The sequence below is a fragment of the Pelomonas lactea genome, assembly GCF_043555885.1.
Classification (GTDB): Bacteria; Pseudomonadota; Gammaproteobacteria; order Burkholderiales; family Burkholderiaceae_C; genus Pelomonas; species Pelomonas lactea.
Map to the genome: position 1 here is coordinate 164,123 of NZ_JBIGHX010000002.1, position 20,005 is coordinate 184,127.

Below are 20,005 nucleotides of genomic sequence, written 5' to 3' on the forward strand. Positions count from 1 at the left end.
CCTCACAGTCCGGGGATGACCTGGCGGATGACCTGCAGCAGCTCGTTGCCGCCCACCGGCTTGACCAGCCAGCCGGTGGCGCCCTGGCGCTTGGCCTCGTCGCGCTTTTGCTGCTGGCTCTCGGTGGTCAGCGCCAGGATGGGCGTGAAGCGCAGCAGCTTGCGGGCCTCGCTGATCAGGCCCAGCCCGTCGAGCTTGGGCATGTTGATGTCGGTGATGATCAGCGCCGGTTTCAACCCGGCCTTGAGCTTGTCCAGCGCCGAGCTGCCGTCGCTGGCGGTCTCCACCGTGAGGCCGCTGATGGTGAGGGTCTTGCTGAGGCTCATCAGCATGGTCGCCGAGTCGTCGACGAGGAGGATGGTCTTGTTCATGCGGGGCTCCCGGAAACAGGGGTGGACGGCGTGGCCAGGCCCAGGGCACGGCACAGCCAGGGGTCGGCGGGGGGCGCCTTGATGCGCGGCGACAGCGCCAGCAGCGTCTGCAGCAGCGCGGTGTGCAGCGACTCGCAGCGGCCCAGGTGCACCTGCGGCCGGGCCTGCTCGCGCAGCCAGGCGAGCAGCGCTTCGGCGTCCTCGGCGCCGAGGTGCCCCTCCAGCGCCGCGTAGGTCTTGAGGTAGCGGATGGCCATCAGAGCAGCTCCTTGGGGTTGAGGATCATCAGCACGCTGCCGTCGCCCATCAGCGCCGAGCCGGCGAACCCGGTCATGCCGCCCAGCACGCCTTCCAGCGGGCGCAGGATGATGTCGGAGGTGCCGTCGAACTCGTCGACGATCAGCCCCACCGGCTCGCCGCCCCAGCGCAGCACCAGCACGGCGTGCTCGCGTTCGGTGTTCAGCGTCTGCGGCTCGTCCATGCCCAGCAGCGCATTGAGGCTGCGCAGCGGCACGATGCGCCCGCGCAGCACGACGGTCTGGGCCGCCTTGAAGCGGTGGATGTCTTCCGCCGGCACGCGCACGGTCTCGACGATCAGGTCCATGGGCACGCCAAAGCGGCAGCCGGCGGAGCGGATCATCATCACGTGCGTGACCGCCATCGACAGCGGCAGCGTCAGCGTCAACGTCGTGCCCTCGCCGCGCACGCTGCTGAGCTGCACGGTGCCGTTGACGCGCTCCACCGCGGAGCGCACCACGTCCATGCCCACGCCGCGGCCGGACAGGTCGGAGATGCTGTCGGCCGTGGAGAAGCCCGGCAGGAAGACCAGCTGCACGGCCTCGGCATCGGTCAGCGCGTCGGCACGGTCGGCAGGGATGAGGCCGCGCTCCACGGCCTTGGCGCGCACGCGGGCGGTGTCCACGCCGGCGCCGTCGTCGCGGATGTCCAGCACCACGCGGTCACCGTCCTGGCGGGCACTCACGCGCAACGTGCCGTGGGCCGGCTTGCCGGCGGCCAGGCGCACGTCGGGCGTCTCGATGCCGTGGTCCAGGCTGTTGCGCAGGATGTGGATCAGCGGGTCGGCCAGGCTCTCGATGACGTTCTTGTCCGCCTCGGTGTCCTCGCCCTCGATGACCAGCTGCACCTCCTTGCCCAGGCGCTTGGAGATGTCGCGCACCAGGCGGCCGAAGCGCTGGAACACGGTGCCCACCGGCAGCATGCGTACCTGCATGATGGCGTGCTGCATGTCCTCGGCGATGCGGTTGATGACCGCGTACTGGTTCTTGATCTCGCGGGCCAGTTCGCGCTGCCGGAACTGCGTCTCGGCGCGCTGTGCCAGGTAGGGCAGGGCGTTCTTGGCGACGACCATCTCGCCGATCAGGTCCATCAGGCGGTCGATCTTGTCCTGGGCGACCTTCAGCACCTTGTGGCTGCCGCGCTCGGTGCCGCCGTCCTCGGGCGCCGCCGGCGCCGGGTTGCTGCGCGGCGCCGCCGGGGCGTCGGCCGGCACCGGGCCCAGCGGGTGATGCTGGCGTGCCCAGGCGGCGAGCGCCGCGGCGCTGGCCTCGTTGCCGGGCAGGCTGCTGCGCGCGTCCACCAGCGCCGCGCCATGTGCGTCGGGCAGTCCGCTGCGCACACCCAGCAGCTGCGTCAGCACCTGCCGCACGGCGGCGATGGTGCCAGCCGCCGGTGCCGGGCGCTGCAGCACGGCCAGCTGGTCGCTCCACAGCTGGGCCAGGCGCTGTGCCAGCAGCTGCTGGTGGCCCTCGGCCAGCTCGGCGTGCGCCGCGGCCGTGTCAGCCGGTGCGCAGGCCGGCAGCGTGATGATCTCGCACTGTTCCGGCACGTAGCGGAAGTGCTCCTGCAGGTAGGCCGCCGGGGCGCGGCTCAGCACCAGGAAGCCCAGCTCGCAGCGGTAGCAGTCCAGGGCTTGCGGCGCCGCCCACGCGGCCGGTGGCAGCACCTGCAGCGCCAGCAGCCCGGGCGTGGCGCGCACCAGCTGCCACGGATCCTCGCCCTTGAAGAAGCATTCCGGCTCGGGCTGGTAGCGCACGAGCGTGTGGCCCGGCAGCGTGAGCGGCTGCCAGTCGGCCGGCAGGGCGCGTGCCCAGCCGGGCAGGGGCGGGGGCGCCGGGACAGCGGCAGCGGATGGCGGGGCAGCGGGCGCTGCGGGAGGAGGCGTCGGCGTGGCGGGCGTGCCCGGCTTGCCGAGGAAGCCACGCAGCGCCGCGGCCAGCGTTTGCGAGCGCGCCATCGCACCGTCCGGCAACTGGCCGTGGGCGGCGATGGCGTCGATCAGCTCGGCGCTGTGGTCCATCGCGGCGAGCAGCGCGTCCGCCATCGCGGTGTCGTAGACGAGGCGGCCGGATCGCACCTGGTCCAGCAGGTCCTCGCCGGCATGCACCACATGCTCCAGCGCGCCGAACTCGAACAGCCCGCAGTTGCCCTTGAGCGTGTGGACGGAGCGGAACAGGTCGTTGATCAGCGCGGGGTCGTCGGGGCGGCGCTCGATGTCCAGCAGCCGCTGGCCGATGGTCTCCAGGCACTCGCGCGCCTCGAGGACGAACTGTTCGAGGATGTCGGTTCCGGCGTTCATCGGGCGGCTCCGGGCAGCGGATGGGCGGCCGCGGCGCGCGCGGCGGCGGGGGCGTCGCCCAGCAGCAGGGCGGCGGTCAGCACCAGCTCGGCGGGGCGGGCGGGCTTCACGAGGTAGCAGTTGGCGCCGGCTTCCTGGGCGGCCGAGGCGTCCTGCAGCTGCGCCTCGGTGGAGACCATCATGACGGGCGCCTGGTGCGCGGCCGGCAGGCGGCGCAGCTCGCGCACGAAGCCGTAGCCGTCGAGCTTGGGCATGTTCACGTCGACGACGTAGAGGTCGAAGGGCCGTTCGTCGGCGGCGGCCACCACCTTCTCCACCGCCTCCAGGCCGTTGATGGCTTCGTCGGTCTGCCAGCCGGCGTCGGTCAGCAGCTTGCGGTGGTACATGCGAACGGTGGCCGCGTCGTCGACCACGAGGATGCGGGCAGCGGTCATGGTGCCTCTCCGTTCAGGGGTTTCTGGTAGACCATGGCGTCGGCGAAGCGGCGGACGCGGTACAGCGCGCTGATGCGGCTCATGGACTCCGAGTGGCCGAGGCAGACGAAGCCGCCCGGGCGCAGCGCGTCGTACATCGCCTCCGCGGCGCTGCGGCGCGACACGTCGTCGAAGTAGATGAGCAGGTTGCGGCAGAAGATCAGGTCGACGTCGCGGAAACGGCGCGTGTCCGCCGGGTCGCTGAGGTTGACGCGGCTGAATTCCACGGCGGCCACCAGCTCGCGGGAGATCGCCCATTCCTGGTCGCCGACACGGCGGAAGTACTTCTCCAGCCACGGCCGCGGCACATTGGCCACGGAGCGGGCGCTGTAGACGCCGCGCTGGGCCGCGTCGAGCACCTGGGTGTCGATGTCGGAGGACAGGATCTCGACATCATGGCGGTGGATGCCGGGCCAGCGCTCGAGCAGGTGCATCGCGATGGAGTAGGGCTCCTCGCCGGTGGACGACGGGATGGACCAGATGCGCAGCCGCTCACCGGCGGGCCGGGTGTGCACCAGTTCATCGAGCAGGTTGTTGCTCATGCAGTCGAACTGGTAGGCCTCGCGCAGGAAGTAGGTCTCGTTGACCGTCATCGTGTTCACCAGGTGCTGCAGCTCCTGGCCGTCAGACTCGAAGCGCAGGCCGATGAAGTACTGGCGGAAGTCGGTCGCGCCGGTGGCCTGCATGCGGTCGACGAGGCGCTTGTCGACGAAGTAGCGCTTGTTCTCGTCGAAATGGATGCCGGTCTTGCGGTAGAAGAACTCGCGGAACTTCTGGAAGTCGGCATCGGTGACCGCGGGCTGGGCGCGGGCAGGGGCGGAGCGCACGGCGGACGTCATGATGCCTCGATGCGGCTGATGGCCAGTTCGGCCGCGAAGTCGATGAAGGCGTCGCTGCCGAAGCGCTCGCGCACGGCCTGCAGCGCCGGCAGCTCCTGCGGGCTGCCCACCTCGGCCAGCACCTCCAGCGCGGCGGCGACGACGTTGACATGCGGGTCCTGCTGCAGCACCTGCACCAGCCAGCGCGGTACCTGGGGGTGGCGCAGTTCGCCCAGCAGGTTGACGGCGAAGATGCGGACATCGTCGTCCGGGTCCAGCAACAGCCGGTCGATGCTCGGGGCAACCGCCAGCGGCATGGCCGCCAGTGCCTCGATGGCGCCGTTGCGCAGCCCGGGGTCCTCGGTGCGCAGCAGCGGCAGCAGCGCCTGCACGGCGCCATCGCCCGCGACGGCACCCAGGCTGGTGAACAGCGCCTCGCGCACGCTGGCATCGGCCTCCACCGACAGCGCGTGGCCCAGCGCCAGCGCGGCGGCGGGGTAGTGCGCCAGGTCGCGGGCGGCGAGGCGGCGCAGCCGCGGGTCGGGGTCGCCCAGTTGCTGCTGCAGGCCCGGCAGGTCGCGCGGGTGCTGGCGGGGTTGCACGGGGTGCAGCGGGGTGGGGGAGGTTTTGCGCAGGGCCATGGTGTCGCTCGATTCAGTGGGCGCGCCACGGGGTGCCCGGCACCCAATGGCACAGCTGCTCGCCAATGCGCGAGCTGGGCAGCACGCAGTCGGCGCCGCTGCGTTTGATCAACTCCTGCGGCATGCCGAACACGATCGCGGTCTCGGCCGACTCGGCGATCGTGCGGCCGCCCTGCTGGCGCAGCCGTGCCATGCTGGCCGCACCGTCGTAGCCCATGCCGGTGAGCAGCACGCCCACGAGCCGCGGGGCCGGCAGTGCGCGCAGAGCGCTGTCCACCAGCACGTCGACGCAGGGGTGCCACGGCTCGCTGGCCGCCTCGGGGGCGGGCTGGGCGACGAGCCGCCCCAGCCGCTCGGTGACGACCATGTCGAAGCCGCCTTGCGCCACCAGCACCTGGCCGGGCCGCAGCGGCATGGGCCCGTCGCATTCGCGCACGTCCAGCGCGCAGAGGCTGTCCATGCGCCGGGCGAAGGTGGCGGTGAACTGGGCGGGCATGTGCTGGCACACCAGCACCGGCCACGGAAAGTCGGCAGGCAGCGTGGGCAGGATGTCCTCCAGCGTGCGCGGCCCGCCCGTGGAGACGCCGATGATGACCAGCCCGTCCACATGGCCGGCCACCGGGGCCGGCAGGGTGGCGTGGACGGCGGCCGGCGGGCGCTGCGAACGCGGTTGCATGCGTGCGGGCGTCCGCGCGGCGTCACGATCGCGCAGCGTCCGGGGCGGCACGCCGCGCACGCGGGCGCCGCTGGCGGCGCGCACCTTGCGGATGAGATCGCCCGCCACCTCATGCAGGTTCAGCGAGATGGTGCCGCCGGGCTTGGCGACATAGTCCACCGCGCCCAGCGCCAGCGCTTCCAGCGTCGGCATCGCGTTGGCGGCGGTCAGCGACGAGACCATGATGACCGGCGTCGGCCGCGTGGCCATCATCAGCGACAGCGCGGTCAGCCCGTCCATCTCCGGCATGTTGACGTCCAGCGTGACGACGTCGGGCTGGAACGCCTCGACCATCTCCACCCCTTCCCGGCCGCTGCGCGCGGACTCGACCTCGAACCCGGCCTCGCTCAGCAACTGGCGCAGCACCCGGCGCATCAGCGCCGAGTCGTCGACCACGAGTACCTTGTTGCCCATGGCATGTCTCCCCGACGTCAGGCGGCTTCGCGGTGAAGCTCGGGAAGGTCCGCCACCGCCGCGAGGGCCGGGGCCGGCGCGGTGTTCTGCTGCCACTGCAGCAGCTGGGGCGGATCGATCAGCATGATCAGGCGTTGCTGGCCGTCCAGCCGGGCCACCTCGCGGATCATGCGGCTCTGGGCCTCCGACAGCGCCGGCGCCGGCGCGATGCACTGGCGCGGCACGCGCAGCACCTCGGCGACCGAGTCGACGATGAAGCCCGTGCGCTGCTCGCCCAGCGTGAACACCATGATGCGCTGGCGGTCGTTGCGTGGCAGCGGCGGCAGGTCCAGCCGCATGCGCTGGTCGATGACCGGCAGCACCGCGCCGCGCAGGTTGATGACGCCTTCGACGAAGGCCGGTGTGCGCGGCACCCTGGTGAGCTGTTCGGGCACGCGCACGATCTCCTGCACGCACATGATGGGCACGCCGAACTCCTCGGCGCCCAGGCGGAAGATCACCAGTTGCAGGTCGTCCTGCACCTGGCCGTGTTCGGGCAGTTCTCGCATGGCGGACTCCGTGTCGTCGTGGGGGGCGGTCTGCAGGTCGGCGGCCAGGGCGGCGGCTTCGCGCAGGCTGTCGAGCCCGAGCAGCCGTGTCGTGGACAGCACCGAGACGAGGCGTCGGCCATCGTCCAGCCGGCAGATCGCGTCGAGCTCGCCGAGCTGCTGGTCGCGCGTCAGCAGCTCGGGCACCGGGTCGCTGTGCTGGCGGGGAACGCTCAGGACCTCCTTGACCGCGTCGGTCACCAACCCCACCGGCCCGCAGCCGCGCGGGCTGACGACGACGATGCGCTGGTGCGCGTCCGCCGCCGGGGCGCCCAGGCGGAACAGGCTGCGCAGGTCCACCAGCGGCAGCAGGCGCTGGCGCAGCGAGATGACGCCACGCACATGGGCGGGTGCCTGCGGCAGCGCCGTGACGGTCTCGGGCAGCTGCACGATCTCCTGCACGTCCTCGATGGGCAGGGCGTACTCCTGGCCCGCGACGGTGAAGCTGACCATGCGCAAGTCCTGCGCCAGGGCGTCGGCGGCATCGATGGCCGTGCCGTGCGGCATGCCCGGTGGATCGCGTCGGCTCGTGTCCTCGGCCGCGGCCCTGGCGGCGCACCGCAGCGTGTCGAACGCGCGCTGCACCAGCTGGTTGAAGTCCAGCACCATCAGCAGTTCGTCGTGCCCGTCGGCGCCCGGGCGGCGGATCAGACCGGTCAGGCAGTCCGTCTGCACCACCGACTGGATGCCGGCCGCCGGCTGCAGCTCGCCCGCCTCCACGTGCAGCACGCTGAGCACGGTGTCGACGAGGAAGCCCAGCGCCTGGCCGCAGTGGATGACCAGCGCACGCGCGGCGTCGTTCTGGGCCAGGTCGGGCAGGCCGACGAGGCGGCGCAGGCTCAGCAGCGGCAGCACGCGGCCGCGCAGGTTGGCCAGGCCCAGCAGCGCATGCGGGGCCAGCGGCAGCCGCGCGACGTCGGGCAGGCGGATGATTTCCTGCACCGGGCCCATCGGCACGGCGAACTTCTCGCCGGCCAGCTCGAAGCTGACGAACTGGCCGTTGGCCTGTGCGTCCGGCGTGGGCGCCGTGACGTCTGCGGCCCGTGGGTCCAGGGTGTCCATGGCAGCTCCTCGCAGCGTCAGTTGCTCTGCAGCTCGTCGGCCAGGGACGAGATCTCCTCGATGGCGGCGCTCAGTTCGTCCGCCCCCTGGCTTTGCTGCCTGGCCGCGGCAGCGGCCTGCTCTGCGGCCTTCTCGGCCTGGGTGGCTGCTGCGGAGATCTGCTCCACGCCGGCGCGCACCTGGGTCAGGGCCGTGGCGATCTCGACGGCGGACTGCGCGGCCGCCGTGTTGCCGGCCTCGACCGCGATGACGTCCCGCTCCATGTGCAGCAGGTTCTGCGTCACACCGCGCGCCTTTTCCACCTCGGTCTGTGCGGCGGCCATGATCTCGCCCAGGTCGCGGCCGACGAGCGCGATCTGGTCCTGGATGCTCTTCACCAGGTCCTTGATGCGGTCCGCGTTCTCGGCCGAGTCGTGCGCGAGGTTGCGGATGTCGGTGGCGACGACGACGAAGCCCTTGCCGTACTCCCCGGCCCGCGCGGCCTCGATGCTGCCGTTGACGGCCAGCATGTTGGTCTGCACCGAGACCTGGGTGATGGCGTCGACGATCTTGTCGATCTTGCGGCTGACCAGCTCCAGGTCCTTGATCTGCTGCATGCTGGTGCGGGTGGTGTCCACGCCGGCGCCGATGCTGGTGATCAGGCTGTCGATGTGGCCCTTGTTCTCGCCCATCAGCGCGCGGATGGCGCTGGCGCGGTCGCGTGCGTCGGTGGCGCGCTGTTCGGCAATCTGGGCCGACTGGCCGATCTGCGTGATGGCCGCGGCCGATTCGGCGGTGGCGCTGGACTGGGTCTGCGCGCCTTTGCGGATCTGCTCCAGCGCCACCATGATCTGGCTGGCGGAGCGGGTGATCTCCTGCACGGTGCTGGACAGCTCCTCGGCCGCGGAGGCCACTTCCTCGGCGCTCTTGGAGATGTCCGTGGAGTTCTTCAGCTCATCGGCGATCTCGGAGAGGCTGGCGGCCGTCTGCTCGCACTCGGCAAGGGCCGCGGACTGCTCCGCCACGGTCTTGGCGGATTCCTCGCAGGCCGAGCTTTGCTCGGTGGCGGCCGACGCGATCAGCTCCGTTCCGCGCAATGCCTGCTGGGCGGCCGTGCTGGCCTGCGCCGCGGCGGCGGCGATGGTGGTGGCGCCGGTGACGATCTCGGCCGCATCGGTGCGGATGCGTTCGAGCTGCTCGCTGATGACCTGGCTCTTGCCGACCTCGGCCTGGATGGCCTGCGCGGACGAGTTGATGCCCGAGGCGATGCCGGTGACCTCGGTCTGGATCTGGCCGACGAGGTCCTGGATCTGCTTGGCGCTCTTCTCGCTCGTCTCGGCCAGCGTGCGCACTTCGTCGGCGACGACGGCGAAGCCCTTGCCATGCTGGCCGGCACGCGCCGCCTCGATGGCGGCATTGAGTGCCAGCAGGTTGGTCTGATCGGCGATGCGGGCGACGGCCTTGACGATGTCGCCGATGTTGGCGGCCTGTCGTTCCAGTTCGGCCACCATCTCGACCGAGGCGGCCTGCCGCTCCGCGGCGACGCCCAGCGCCTGGATGGTGGCGCTGATCTCGGTATTGATGCCTCCGGCGAGATCGCGCATGCCCTCGGCCCGTGTCTGCGCGTCGCGGCTGGCGCCAAGCTGGCGTTCCAGCGCGACGTTCACCTGCGTGATGGCCGCCAGTGACTCCTGAGCGGCGCCCGCAGCCTCCTCGGCGCCGCTGGAGATCTGGTCGGCTGCGCGCTTGAGCTCCTCGGCCGCCGAGGCCGCCTCGTTGATGCCGCTGGCCAGCTGTGTGCTGGCGCTGGCGATGCGCTCGGCAGCCTGCTGCTGCTTGGCCAGTGTGCGTGCGCGCCGCCGGTAGACCTCGGCATCGCGGTTCGTCGTGCGGCTCAGGCCCTTGGCCACGACGGCCGGCGGCGCCGAGCTCTGCAGGGCATCCTTGTTTTTCATCACCAGCGACATCGCCACTCTCCTTCGGTCAGGGTTCGGGAGGCCGCTTCAGGCGTTTTTGTCTGCGTGCGGCCGGACAAGTGATTGAATTGAACCCTTAAATTGATAAAAAAGATATCTTTGGGCGTGGCTGGCGCAAGCGAATACCGAAATGTGTGAAATATGTTCCAGCCGCGGCGGGGAGCGATGTGGCGACGGCCACGGTCGATGCTGCCGGCGGCGCGAGGCGGCCGCGCGCCGGCGCAGGTCAGGTCAGCCGGCGCCGCCGGGTTGCAGCCAGAGTTCGCGGCGCTGCAGGGGGGTGTCCGACGGCAGCAGCGGGTTGCGGAGGTGGACGATGCGCTCCCGCATGACCGGGTGGGCGCGCAGTGCCGCGCCGAAATGCTCGTGGTGCAAGCGCTGCAGGCTGCCCTCGGCGACGGCCTTCTCCAGCCCGGCCTGCAGCAGCCGGGCCAGGTCGGGCCTGCGCGGCGACACGAACAGGTAGGACGCGGTGGGGTAGTACAGCATCAGGTCGGGCACGACGGCGAGCTGGGGGTGGCGGTTGTCGGCCAGCTCGGCGTCGACCTCCATGATGGCGCGCGGCATGTAGTCAAAGCGGCCGCTGTCCAGCATGCGGAACAGCGCATCGTGCGTGCTGCTGGTCAGCACTTTCAGCCCGTTGGCGCGCAGGATCTCGGTGTCGGGCCAGTCATGGCCCTGGCCCGCCAGCAGCGGCCGCAGGTCGTCCAGGCTTTGCAGCGGGCGCCAGCGGGGCAGGTCACTGCGGCGCACCAGCAGGACCCGCCAGCCCATCAGGCCACGGTCGATGGGAATGCGCACGGTCAGCAGGCCCGAGGCTTCGCGCTGGCGCGTGGTCATGGTCCAGATCAGGTCCAGCGGGCCATCGCCGCGCGCCAGCTCCATCAAGCTGCGACCCTGGGCCATCTCCATGTCCACCAGCGTCAGCGCCATTTCCATGCCGGTCAGTTCCAGCGCGAGGCTGACGAGGCGACGGACGTACAGCAGCTGCGGGTCCGTGGCGCCGATGCTGCGCGGCAGCCAGACCTTCACCGGCTGGGCGCGGGCGCATGGCGCGATCAGGCCGGCGCCGGCCGCCAGCAGCATCGTGCGGCGGCTGAGGACCTGGGGCAGCGCGCGGGTCATGTGGCCCATCATGCCAGCGGCGGCACGCCGTCGCGTTGTCAGCCGGCGTCACCCGGCTGCAGCCAGAGCTCGCGACGCTGCACCGGCGTCTCTGCCGGCAGCAGGGGGTTGCTGAGCTTCAGCACGCCCTGCGCCGTCACCGGATGGGCCTTGAGCACGGCCGCGTACTGCTCGCGGTGCAGACGCTGGAAGCTGCCATCGGCCACCGCAGCCTCCAGGCCGGCCCTGAGCTCGGCGGCCAGCTCGGGTCGCGTGGGGCTGACGAACAGGTAGGCCGCGGCGGGGTAGTGCAGCATCAGGTCGGGGACGATCGCGAGGTCGGGATGTCGTCCACCGGCCAGTTCGGCGTCCACCTCCAGGATGGAGCGGGGGAAGTAGTCAATGCGGCCGGCGGCCAGCATGCGGAACAGCGCCTCGTAGACGCTGCTGGTGCCCACCCGCAGGCCGTTGGCGCGCAGGATGGTGGTGTCCGGCCAGTCATGACCCTGGCCGGCCAGCCGCCCGGCCAGGGCGCTGAGGCTGCGCACATGCGCCCATTGCGCCAGTTCGTTGCGCCGCACCAGCAGCAGTCGCCAGCCCATCAGCCCGCGGTCGATGGGAATGCGCACCGGCAGCAGGCCGCTGGCCTCGCGGTGGCGGTCGGTCACGGTCCACAGCAGATCCACCGGGCTGCGGCCCGAGGCCAGTTCGACGAGCGTGCGGCCCTGCGCCATGTCCAGGTCCACCGGCCGCACCTCCAGCCGGCTGCCGGCGCGGGCCAGCGCCAGTTCGACGAGGCGGCGCACATAGGCCAGTTGCGGGTCCGGCATGCTGATGTGGCGCGGCAGGCGCACGGCGTCCGCCGGCTGCGCAGGCAGCGTGCCGCCTGCCAGCAGCAGCGGCAGGGCCAGGCAGTGGCGGCGATGCAGTCGGGCAGTGGGCGGCGGCGTCACCCCCGCATCATGCGCCATGCCGGCCGCAGCGGCTGCGGGGCTAACCGCGCGGCCGAGGGGGCGTTCAGGTCAGGCCCGGCCAGGCCGCGCCGCCGTGCTGGCGGAAGGCGTCGCGGATGGCGACCGCGAGGTCTGCGGGCAGCGGGCCGCGCGCTACCGCGGTCAGGTTTCGGTGCAGGTTGGCGGGCCTGGCGGTGCCGACGATGGCGCTGGCAGCACCGGTGTGGAAGGCGACAAAGCGCAGCGCCACGTCGGCCCAGTCTTCGGCCCCGATCAGGCCCATGGCCTTGAAGCGGTCCCAGTAGGCGCCTTCGGCATGATCGTCGGGGCGCTGCGCCAGCCGCCACACGGCGCCGGCGAGCGGGCGCTTGGCGATGACGCCGATGCCGGCGTGGTCGGCCAGCGCCGCGCGTTGCGCGAGGTGGGCCTGGTCGCAGAGGCTGATGGAGGTCTGCAGGCTGCCGAAGGCGCCGCAGGCGATGGCGAAGTCGACCTCGGCGTTGTCGCCCGAGTAGGCGGGCACGCGCAGCTTGCCAGCCGCGCGGCAGTCCAGCAGCGCGCGGATGACGTCACCCTCTTGCAGCACCGGCAGCGGGCAGGAGTGCAGGTGCACGATGTCCAGCACGTCGGTCTTCATCAGCCGCAGCGCGCGTTCCACGCCCTGCACGATGCAGTCGTAGCTCCAGTCGGGCACGCCCTCGACGCCGTAGCCGACCTTGGTGGACAGCAGGAACTCGTGGCGGCGGTGCGCGATGTGGCGGCCGATGCGCTGCTCGCTCAGGCCGTAGCCGCGGGCCGTGTCGATCAGCGTGATGCCGGCATCGAGCACGCCATTGAGCAGCGCGCCGGCTTCGGCCTCGGTCGTGCGCTCGTCATTGAGGTGCATGGCGCCGAAGCCCAGCGCGGACACCTTCAGGCCCGTGTGGCCAAGGGGGTTGCGGATCATGGCGCGTGGACGAGGACGCGGCCGAACAGCGGCGGCACGGTCAGCTGGACCTCGTGGTTCTTGACCGTCACGTCGCTGCCACCGAGCGCGTCGCGCAGCGTGCCGTTGTCCAGCGGCACGAAGAACCTGACGGTTCTGGCGGTGTTGCTGTTGTTGGTGGCGGTCAGCGCCCAGGTCGTGCCGTCCTGGCGGGCCAGCACGACGACCTGTTCGTCCACGTGCAACGGCGCCTGCAGCGTGCCGTGGCGCAGCACGGGCAACTCGTGTCGCAGCTTGGTCAAGCGCCTGAAGTCGGCCAGCAGCGCTTCGTCTGGCTGGCCGCCTTCGTCGGCCCAGGGGTAGGGCGCGCGGTTGAACGGGTCGTCGCCGCCGCCCAGGCCCACCTCGTCGCCGTAGTAGATGGTGGGCGAGCCGGGGTAGGTCATCTGGAAGAACACGGCCAGGCGCAGGCGCTGCTTGGCCTGGGCGCGGTCGCGGTCTTCGCCGAAGTGGTGCAGCGCGCGCGGCTGGTCGTGCGTGGACAGCAGGTTCATCAGCGCCGAGAACGCCTGCGGCGGGTAGGCTTCGCGCATCAGCTCCAGGTTGGCGGCCATCGTCCTGCCGCTCTTGCCAGCTGCGTAGTCCAGCACGGCGTTGCGGAAGATGTAGTTCATCGTGCTGTCGAACATGTCGCCGAGGAAGTACTTGGAGCTGTCGAACCAGGTCTCCGCCACCGTCAGCGCATCGGGCTTCTTCGCCTTCACGGCCTGGCGCCACTCCCGCCAGAAGTCGTCGGGCACCCAGGGCGCCACGTCCATGCGCCAGCCGGCGGCACCGCGGTCCAGCCAGAGGTTGGTCACGGAGTCCTTGTCGCGGTAGGCATAGGCGCGGAAGGCGGGGCTGCTCTTGTCGATCTCCGGCAGGTCTGCCACGCCCACCCAGCCCTGGTACTGCTTGGCTGGGTCTTTCTCGTCGGGCTTGAACTTGAACCAGCTGGCGTAGGGCGAGGTCGGGTTGATCTTGCCGTTGTCGAACGCGCCGCCCGCCGGGAAGTTCCCAAACCGGTTGAAGTACGGCGAGTCCGCGCCGACGTGGTTCAGCGACGTGTCGGGGATGACGCGGATGCCGCGCTTGGCGGCCTCGGCGCACAGGCGCACGAAGTCGTCGTTGGTGCCGAAGGCGGGGTCGATCTGCTTGTAGTCGGCCGCGTCGTACTTGTGGTTGCTGGGCGCGCGGAAGACGGGCGTCAGGTACAGCGCGTTGGCGCCGACGCTCTTGATGTAGTCGAGCTTGTCGATGAGGCCCTGCAGGTCTCCGCCAAAGAAGTCGTTGTTGAAGAGCGCGTCGGAGCCGTCGCCCGTGCCCGGCTTGAACGGCTTTTCGTTCCACGTCGCGTGGCGCTCCACGTCGCGATCCTGGTAGCGGTCTTGCGGCCGGCCGCCGCCGGGGCGCGGGTCGTTGCTCTTGTCGCCGTTGCGGAAGCGCTCGGGGAAGACGTAGTAGTAGACGATGTCGCGCGCCCAGTCCGGCACCTTGAAGTCGGGCGCGTAGATGGTCTGGCGGTAGCGGCGGATGCGCTGGGTGCTGGCCGGCAGTCGTTCGATGCTGGCGTGCCCCATGGAGCCCTTCTCGCGCGTCCAGTAGACCGTGTCGGTGTTGTTCTGCAGCGCGTACCGGCTGCCGTCGTACATCTCCAGTTCGAACCAGTAGCCGTAGACGCCGGTATCGGCAAAGCGGTGGCGGGCCGTGAAGCCCACGCCCAGCCCGCGCGAGCGGGGCGTCATGGCGATGCGGGTCAGCGGCTCGTAGGCGAGCCGCTCCTGGTTGCCGCTCATGCGGCGCCGCTCGATGACCAGCGTCGCGCTCTTCAGGCCCGGTGCGTCGTTGCCGATGCTGAAGCTGATCTCGGTGCCGGCGGGCTGCGCGCCGAAGGGGCGCTTGTATTCCTCGACGCGCGAGCTGAAGTGGACCGTGAGGGCGGCGCGGTCGGTGATGGGGCGTGGCGGTGTGGGCTTGAACGTCTTGGGGCCGACCGTCAGCGTGGCGCTGCCGTCGGCTGCGATCGTGAGCCGCAGCGTGTGCTCGCCCTGGAAGCTGCGCTGGAGGTTGCCACCAGCGCCACGAGCCGGCTGGCCCTTCGCATTGCCGCCGAAGGTGAGGGCGGGCGTCCAGTCCTCGTCGGCCAGCTTGAACTCCTGCGGGCCGCTGGCCTTGAGGTTGAGGAAGTAGGCGTTGCAGCGGTACTCGAAGGCCTGTTCGTCCTGGGCGGCCCAGTTGTTGAGGCTGCCGCGCAGGTACAGCGTGGCGTCGCCCAGCGGTGCGGGCTGGCAGGAAGCGGCCTGGGCCGCCGGGACGAGCGCGAACAGTGCGGCCCCCAGAGCAAGAAGATCGCGGCGCATCGCTTTCATCCCTTGACCCCACCGGCCGTCAGGCCGGAGACGATCCAGCGTTGCGCCAACAGGAAGACCAGCGTGATCGGCAGGCCCGACAGCACGGCCGCGGCCGCGAAGTCACCCCACAGGAAGCGTTGGTCGTGCAGGAAGTATTTGGAGCCCACCGCCAGCGTGAGGTTGGACTCTTCCCGCAGCAGGATGCTGGCCACCGGGTACTCGATGATGCAGCCGATGAAGGCCAGCACGAACACCACCATCAGGATGGGCACGGCCATGGGCAGCAGCACGCGGCTGAAGGCCTGCCAGTGCGTGGCGCCGTCGACCTTGGCGTTCTCCTCGATCTCCACGGGAATCGTCTCGAAGTAGCCCTTGATGGTCCACACATGCGTGGCGATGCCGCCCAGGTAGGCGAGCACCAGGCCCGCGTGGGTCTCGACGCCCAGCGCCGGCACGTAGGTGCCGATGGTCTCGAAGATGGCGAAGATGGCCACCAGCGCCAGCACCGGCGGGAACATCTGCAGCAGCAGCATGCCGTTGAGCACGGGCTTGCTGAAGCTGAACTTCAGCCGCGCGAAGGCGTAGGCCGCGGTCGTCGAGATGGCGACGATGAGGAATGCCGACGCGGTGGCGATCTTGATGGAGTTCCACAGCCAGGTCAGCACCGGGAAGGGCGGCTGCACCAGGCTGCCGTCGGCGGCCTGGTAGGGGATGCCGAGCGCAAGCTTCCAGTGCTCCAGGCTGATCTCGGTCGGGATCAGGCTGCCGGTGGCGAAGTTGCCGGGCCGCAGCGAGATGGAGACGACCGCCAGCAGCGGGAACAGGGTGATGGCGATGAACACCCACATCACGGCGTGAGCCGCGAAGGTGCGCCAGCGCGCTTGTTTGCCGAGGACGATGGCCATGTCGGGTTCCTTACTTCTGCGCCTTGGCAGACAGACGCAGGTTGATCAGCGACAGCGCCGCCACGAGGAAGAAGATCAGCGTCGAGATCGCCGCGGCGAGGCCGAAGTCGGAGCCCGAGTCGCGGAAAGCGATGCGGTAGGTGTAGCTGACGAGGATGTCGGTCTGGCCCGCCGGCAGCTTGGTGGACAGGAAGTCCGGCCGGCCGTCGGTCAGCAGCGCGATCAGCACGAAGTTGTTGAAGTTGAACGCGAACGCACTCACCAGCAGTGGCGCCAGCGGCTTGATGATGAGCGGCGCGGTGATCTTGAAGAAGTTCGTGGCCGGGGACGCACCGGCCAGCGCCGAGGCTTCGTACAGGTCCGCGGGAATCGCCTTCAGCAGCCCCGAGCACAGGATCATCACGTAGGGGTAGCCCAGCCAGACGTTGACGATGACCAGCATCGTCTTCGCGAGGAACGGGTCGGCAAACCACGCCGGTTTGACGCCGAACAGCGCATCCAGGATGGCGTTGATTTCGCCGAAGTTCTGGTTGAACAGGCCCTTGAAGACGAGGATGGAGATGAAGCCGGGCACCGCGTACGGCAGGAACAGCAGCGTGCGGTAGGTGGTGCGGTACTTCATGCCTTCCCAGTTCAGCATCACCGCGAACAGCATGCCGATGGCCGTGGCGAAGAACACCGTCAGCGCCGAGAACACCACCGTCCACGTGAAGATGGACAGGAAGGGGCCGCGGAACTCGGCGTCGAACAGCATGCGGGCGTAGTTGCCCGCGCCGATGAAGGCCTTGAAGCCGGGCTGCAGCGTCTCGCCGGCGGCGGACTCGAAGAACCCGGTGTCGCGGTTGGGCTTGAACACGACGCCGTCGGCAGTGCGCGTCAGGCTGCCGTCGGCCGCCGCGGTCCACTGCGGTTTGACGGGGCCGAACTCGCGCAGGCCCAGGTAGTGCAGCTCGGACTTGTCCGGCAGCACCAGCACCAGCTTGGCCAGCGCGTCACGGTGTTTGACGAGTTCGGGCAAGGGCAGGGCGGGGCCCGTGGGCGCGGTGGCCGCGTCGGGCGCCGTGGCGTCCACGCGCAGCGCTTTGCCGGCCCGCAGCGCCAGCGGCGGCGACACCCAGCGCGGCGCCGGCTCGCCCTCCTTGGCCAGCGCCAGGCGGTACTCGGCGCCGCTGGCGTGCAGGCTGTAGGCCAGCACCTGGTCTTCCACCGCGTCGTGCTGCTCCAGCAGGTACTCGCGCACGCGGCTCTCGCTCAGCAGGTGTGTGCTGGAGTAGTTCGTGAAGCCGATCTGCGCCGTGTAGACCAGCGGGAAGGCGATGAACACCAGCATGCCGGCAATGCCGGGGAACAGGTAGCGCCACGCGAAGCCGCCGCGGCTGAGGTAGACGTAGAAGCCCGCCGTGAACAACACCAGCAGGCCCGTGGCCCAGGCGGCCTGGCCGGTGGCGTAGACGACGAAGACGAAGTAGAGGGCGCCGACGATCAGCGCCGCAACGGCGGGCCAGTACAGCAGCCGGCCGAGCTTGTCGGCGGTGGTCGGGGGCAGCGTGGAGTACGTGCCCTGGCCGAGGGAGGAGGACAACGCGTTCATTTCTTGTTCAGCAGCATCCGTGCGGCGGCGCCATCCAGCGCGTCCTTCGGGGATTGCAGGCCGTTGGTGATGGCTTCCAGCGCCGCGTCCATCGCGGTCCAGAAGCGGCCCACCTCGGGGATGTTGGGAATGGGGGCGCCGTTGCGGGCGTTGACCATGCTGGCCGCGATCAGCGGGTTGACCGACAGCTGGGCGTAGAAGGCCTTGTTGGCCGGCACGCCGATGGGCACGTCGGCGTCCAGCACCTTCAGCGCCTCGGGCCGCATCAGGTGGTTCTCGATGAACTCCTTGGCCAGGTCCTTGTTCCTGCTGGGCGCCGCGATCATGCAGCCCAGCACGCCGACGAAGCTCTTGCTGGGCTTGCCGGCCACGACGGCGGGGATGGGCGCCACGCCGAAATCGATCCTGGCCTTGCGGGCGTTGTCCCAGGCCCAGGGGCCGGAGATCATCATCGCCACCTCGCCGCGGGCGAAGCCCGTTTCCATCTCGGCGTAGTTGGCGCCCTTGGGCATGTGGCCGTCGCGGATCAGGCGGTCCAGCACTTCGGCGGCCTTGAGCGCGCCGGGCGTGTTCACACCGACCTGGCCGGCGTCGAAGTCGCCCTGCGCATCACGGCCGAAGATCTCGCCGCCGGCGCCGGCCACCATGGGCCAGGTGAAGAAGCTCTTGTTGTAGTGCCACAGGATGGCGCGCTTGCCCTGCGCCTGCAACTGCTTGTCCAGCGCGATGACCTCGTCCCAGGTCGCGGGCGGCGTCTTCACGAGGGCCTTGTTGTAGATCAGGCCGGTCGTCTCGATGGCGATCGGGTAGCCCCACACGCGGCCGCGGTAGGTCAGCGCTGCCCAGGCCGTCTCCTCGGACTCGGCCCGCAGCCGTGCCGACGGCCGCAGCGGTGTCAGCAGGCCGGCCTTGGCCCATTCGCCGACGCGGTCATGCGGCCAGCAGAAGATGTCCGGCCCCTTGCCGGCACCCGCGGCCTGCTGGAACTTGTCGGTGGGGTCCACCGGGTGCTCCACGACGACCTTCACGCCCGAGGCCTTCTCGAACGCGTTGCCCACCGTCTGCAGGCCGTTGTAGGCCTTGTCGCTGTTGATCCAGACGAGCAGGCGCGGCGACTCGGCGAAGGCCGGTGCCGCGGCCAGCAGGGCCGCAGCCCACAGGTGCTTGAGCTTCATGCGCCCAGCTCCGGGGCGGCGAGGCGGCGCAGCGCCAGCCCGTCGGCGTTGAACACGTACAGCGCCTCGGGCGGCAGGTGCAGCTCCAGGTCCTGGTTGCTGCGCAGGCGGTCCACGCCGTTTCGGCCCTCGAACTGGCAGGTCAGGGCTTCCTCGACGCCCGGGTAGGGGCAGTAGGCGAAGGTGATGCCGCCCAGCGACTCGACGAAGGCCACCGTGCTGTGCAGCAGGTTGCCCTGGCCGTGGTCGCCGCGGCGGATGTGCTCGGGGCGCACGCCCAGCTTGACCTTGTCGCCCAGCTGCGCCGCGCTGCCGTCCACGCGGGCGCGCAGCACCACGCCGCTGCCCACCAGCTTCACGTCGACATGGCCCGGCTCGATGGCGACCAGCTCGCCGTCGATGAAGTTCATCTTGGGGCTGCCGATGAAGCCGGCGACGAACAGGTTGCGCGGGTGCTCGTACAGCTCCAGCGGCGAGCCGACCTGCTCCACCTTGCCGGCGGACAGCACGACGATGCGGTCGGCCAGCGTCATGGCCTCCACCTGGTCGTGGGTCACGTAAATCATCGTGGTCTTGAGGTCTTCGTGGAGCTTCGCGAACTCGTAGCGCATGCGCACGCGCAGCGCGGCGTCCAGGTTGGACAGCGGCTCGTCGAACAGGAACACCTCGGGCTTGCGCACGATGGCGCGGCCGATGGCCACGCGCTGGCGCTGGCCGCCGGACAGGTCCTTGGGCTTGCGGTCCAGCAGGTGCTCGATGTGCAGGATCTTGGCGGCGTTGCGCACGGCCGTGTCGATCTCGGCCTTGGGCACCTTCGCCAGCTTCAACCCGAACGCCATGTTGTCGTACAGGTTCATGTGCGGGTACAGCGCATAGCTCTGGAACACCATGGCGATGCCGCGCTCGGCCGGCGGCACGTCGTTGACGACGCGCCCGCCGATGGTCAGCTCGCCGCCGGTGATCTCTTCCAGGCCGGCGATGGAGCGCAGCAGCGTGCTCTTGCCGCAGCCCGAGGGGCCCACGAAGACCATGAACTCCCCATCGCGGATCTCCAGGTCGATGCCGTGAAGGATGCGGATGTCGCCGTAGGCCTTCTCCACCCCGGTCAGTCGAACGTCTGCCACTTCTAACCTTTCAGTCGGCGGGCGACGTGTCGTCCAACTACGCCCGCTTGTCTCGCCAAATCGGGCTCAAATTTCGCGTCTTTGCCCGTGTTTGTAGACAATATACATTCGTGAAGAGCTGATAACAACAGCGTTAGCCCGGCTGAACCTTCATGAAACCCTTGCAAATCAACGATTTATAAAAGTCACCGGGTTTTCCCGATGTA

The 20,005-nt window shown here is 70.1% G+C and carries 17 protein-coding genes; all 17 read right to left on the minus strand.

The window, feature by feature from the left end:
* Positions 1-2: 2 nt before the first annotated feature.
* Entirely contained in the window at positions 3-371 is a 369-nt protein-coding gene (locus ACG04Q_RS05115) for a response regulator (RefSeq protein WP_394509793.1), read from the minus strand.
* On the minus strand, positions 368-628 hold the full coding sequence (locus ACG04Q_RS05120; protein WP_394509794.1) for a hypothetical protein: 261 nt from the start codon (positions 626-628) through the stop codon (positions 368-370). Before ACG04Q_RS05120 ends, ACG04Q_RS05115 begins: the two co-directional genes overlap by 4 nt.
* Positions 628-2,967: a chemotaxis protein CheA gene (locus ACG04Q_RS05125; protein WP_394509795.1), complete on the minus strand. Its 2,340-nt coding sequence runs from the start codon at positions 2,965-2,967 to the stop codon at positions 628-630. Before ACG04Q_RS05125 ends, ACG04Q_RS05120 begins: the two co-directional genes overlap by 1 nt.
* On the minus strand, positions 2,964-3,401 hold the full coding sequence (locus ACG04Q_RS05130; protein WP_394509796.1) for a response regulator: 438 nt from the start codon (positions 3,399-3,401) through the stop codon (positions 2,964-2,966). The genes ACG04Q_RS05125 and ACG04Q_RS05130 overlap by 4 nt, the downstream gene beginning before the upstream one ends.
* Complete coding sequence (locus ACG04Q_RS05135; RefSeq protein WP_394509797.1) at positions 3,398-4,279, minus strand: CheR family methyltransferase; 882 nt, start codon at positions 4,277-4,279, stop codon at positions 3,398-3,400. The genes ACG04Q_RS05130 and ACG04Q_RS05135 overlap by 4 nt, the downstream gene beginning before the upstream one ends.
* Positions 4,276-4,899, minus strand: a complete 624-nt coding sequence (locus ACG04Q_RS05140; protein ID WP_394509798.1) for a HEAT repeat domain-containing protein — start codon at positions 4,897-4,899, stop codon at positions 4,276-4,278. Before ACG04Q_RS05140 ends, ACG04Q_RS05135 begins: the two co-directional genes overlap by 4 nt.
* Before the next feature lie 13 nt (positions 4,900-4,912).
* The gene (gene cheB, locus ACG04Q_RS05145) at positions 4,913-6,028 is read right to left on the minus strand and encodes a chemotaxis-specific protein-glutamate methyltransferase CheB (RefSeq protein ID WP_394509799.1); all 1,116 of its coding nucleotides are present in this window, start codon (positions 6,026-6,028) and stop codon (positions 4,913-4,915) included.
* Between the two features lie 17 nt (positions 6,029-6,045).
* Positions 6,046-7,677 carry a chemotaxis protein CheW gene (locus ACG04Q_RS05150; protein ID WP_394509800.1) on the minus strand — a complete coding sequence of 544 codons (1,632 nt, stop codon included), beginning with the start codon at positions 7,675-7,677 and terminating at the stop codon, positions 6,046-6,048.
* 17 nt (positions 7,678-7,694) lie between these two features.
* The gene (locus ACG04Q_RS05155; RefSeq protein ID WP_394509801.1) at positions 7,695-9,623 is read right to left on the minus strand and encodes a methyl-accepting chemotaxis protein; all 1,929 of its coding nucleotides are present in this window, start codon (positions 9,621-9,623) and stop codon (positions 7,695-7,697) included.
* A 240-nt stretch (positions 9,624-9,863) separates the two neighbouring features.
* Complete coding sequence (locus tag ACG04Q_RS05160) at positions 9,864-10,757, minus strand: substrate-binding periplasmic protein (RefSeq protein ID WP_394509802.1); 894 nt, start codon at positions 10,755-10,757, stop codon at positions 9,864-9,866.
* Between the two features lie 38 nt (positions 10,758-10,795).
* Positions 10,796-11,689, minus strand: a complete 894-nt coding sequence (locus tag ACG04Q_RS05165) for a substrate-binding periplasmic protein (protein ID WP_394509803.1) — start codon at positions 11,687-11,689, stop codon at positions 10,796-10,798.
* Between the two features lie 64 nt (positions 11,690-11,753).
* Positions 11,754-12,635, minus strand: a complete 882-nt coding sequence (locus ACG04Q_RS05170; RefSeq protein WP_394509804.1) for an aldo/keto reductase — start codon at positions 12,633-12,635, stop codon at positions 11,754-11,756.
* Positions 12,632-15,013: a glycoside hydrolase family 13 protein gene (locus ACG04Q_RS05175; protein ID WP_394509805.1), complete on the minus strand. Its 2,382-nt coding sequence runs from the start codon at positions 15,011-15,013 to the stop codon at positions 12,632-12,634. The genes ACG04Q_RS05170 and ACG04Q_RS05175 overlap by 4 nt, the downstream gene beginning before the upstream one ends.
* 5 nt (positions 15,014-15,018) lie before the next feature.
* Positions 15,019-15,909, minus strand: coding sequence for a maltose ABC transporter permease MalG (gene malG, locus ACG04Q_RS05180; RefSeq protein ID WP_394509806.1), 891 nt, complete (start codon positions 15,907-15,909; stop codon positions 15,019-15,021).
* A 10-nt stretch (positions 15,910-15,919) separates the two neighbouring features.
* On the minus strand, positions 15,920-17,491 hold the full coding sequence (gene malF / locus ACG04Q_RS05185; RefSeq protein WP_394509807.1) for a maltose ABC transporter permease MalF: 1,572 nt from the start codon (positions 17,489-17,491) through the stop codon (positions 15,920-15,922).
* Between the two features lie 5 nt (positions 17,492-17,496).
* Positions 17,497-18,675 (minus strand): maltose/maltodextrin ABC transporter substrate-binding protein MalE, encoded by a 1,179-nt coding sequence (gene malE / locus ACG04Q_RS05190; RefSeq protein WP_394509808.1) that lies wholly within the window; start codon positions 18,673-18,675, stop codon positions 17,497-17,499.
* Positions 18,672-19,799 carry an ABC transporter ATP-binding protein gene (locus tag ACG04Q_RS05195; RefSeq protein ID WP_394509809.1) on the minus strand — a complete coding sequence of 376 codons (1,128 nt, stop codon included), beginning with the start codon at positions 19,797-19,799 and terminating at the stop codon, positions 18,672-18,674. The genes malE and ACG04Q_RS05195 overlap by 4 nt, the downstream gene beginning before the upstream one ends.
* Positions 19,800-20,005: the final 206 nt, after the last annotated feature.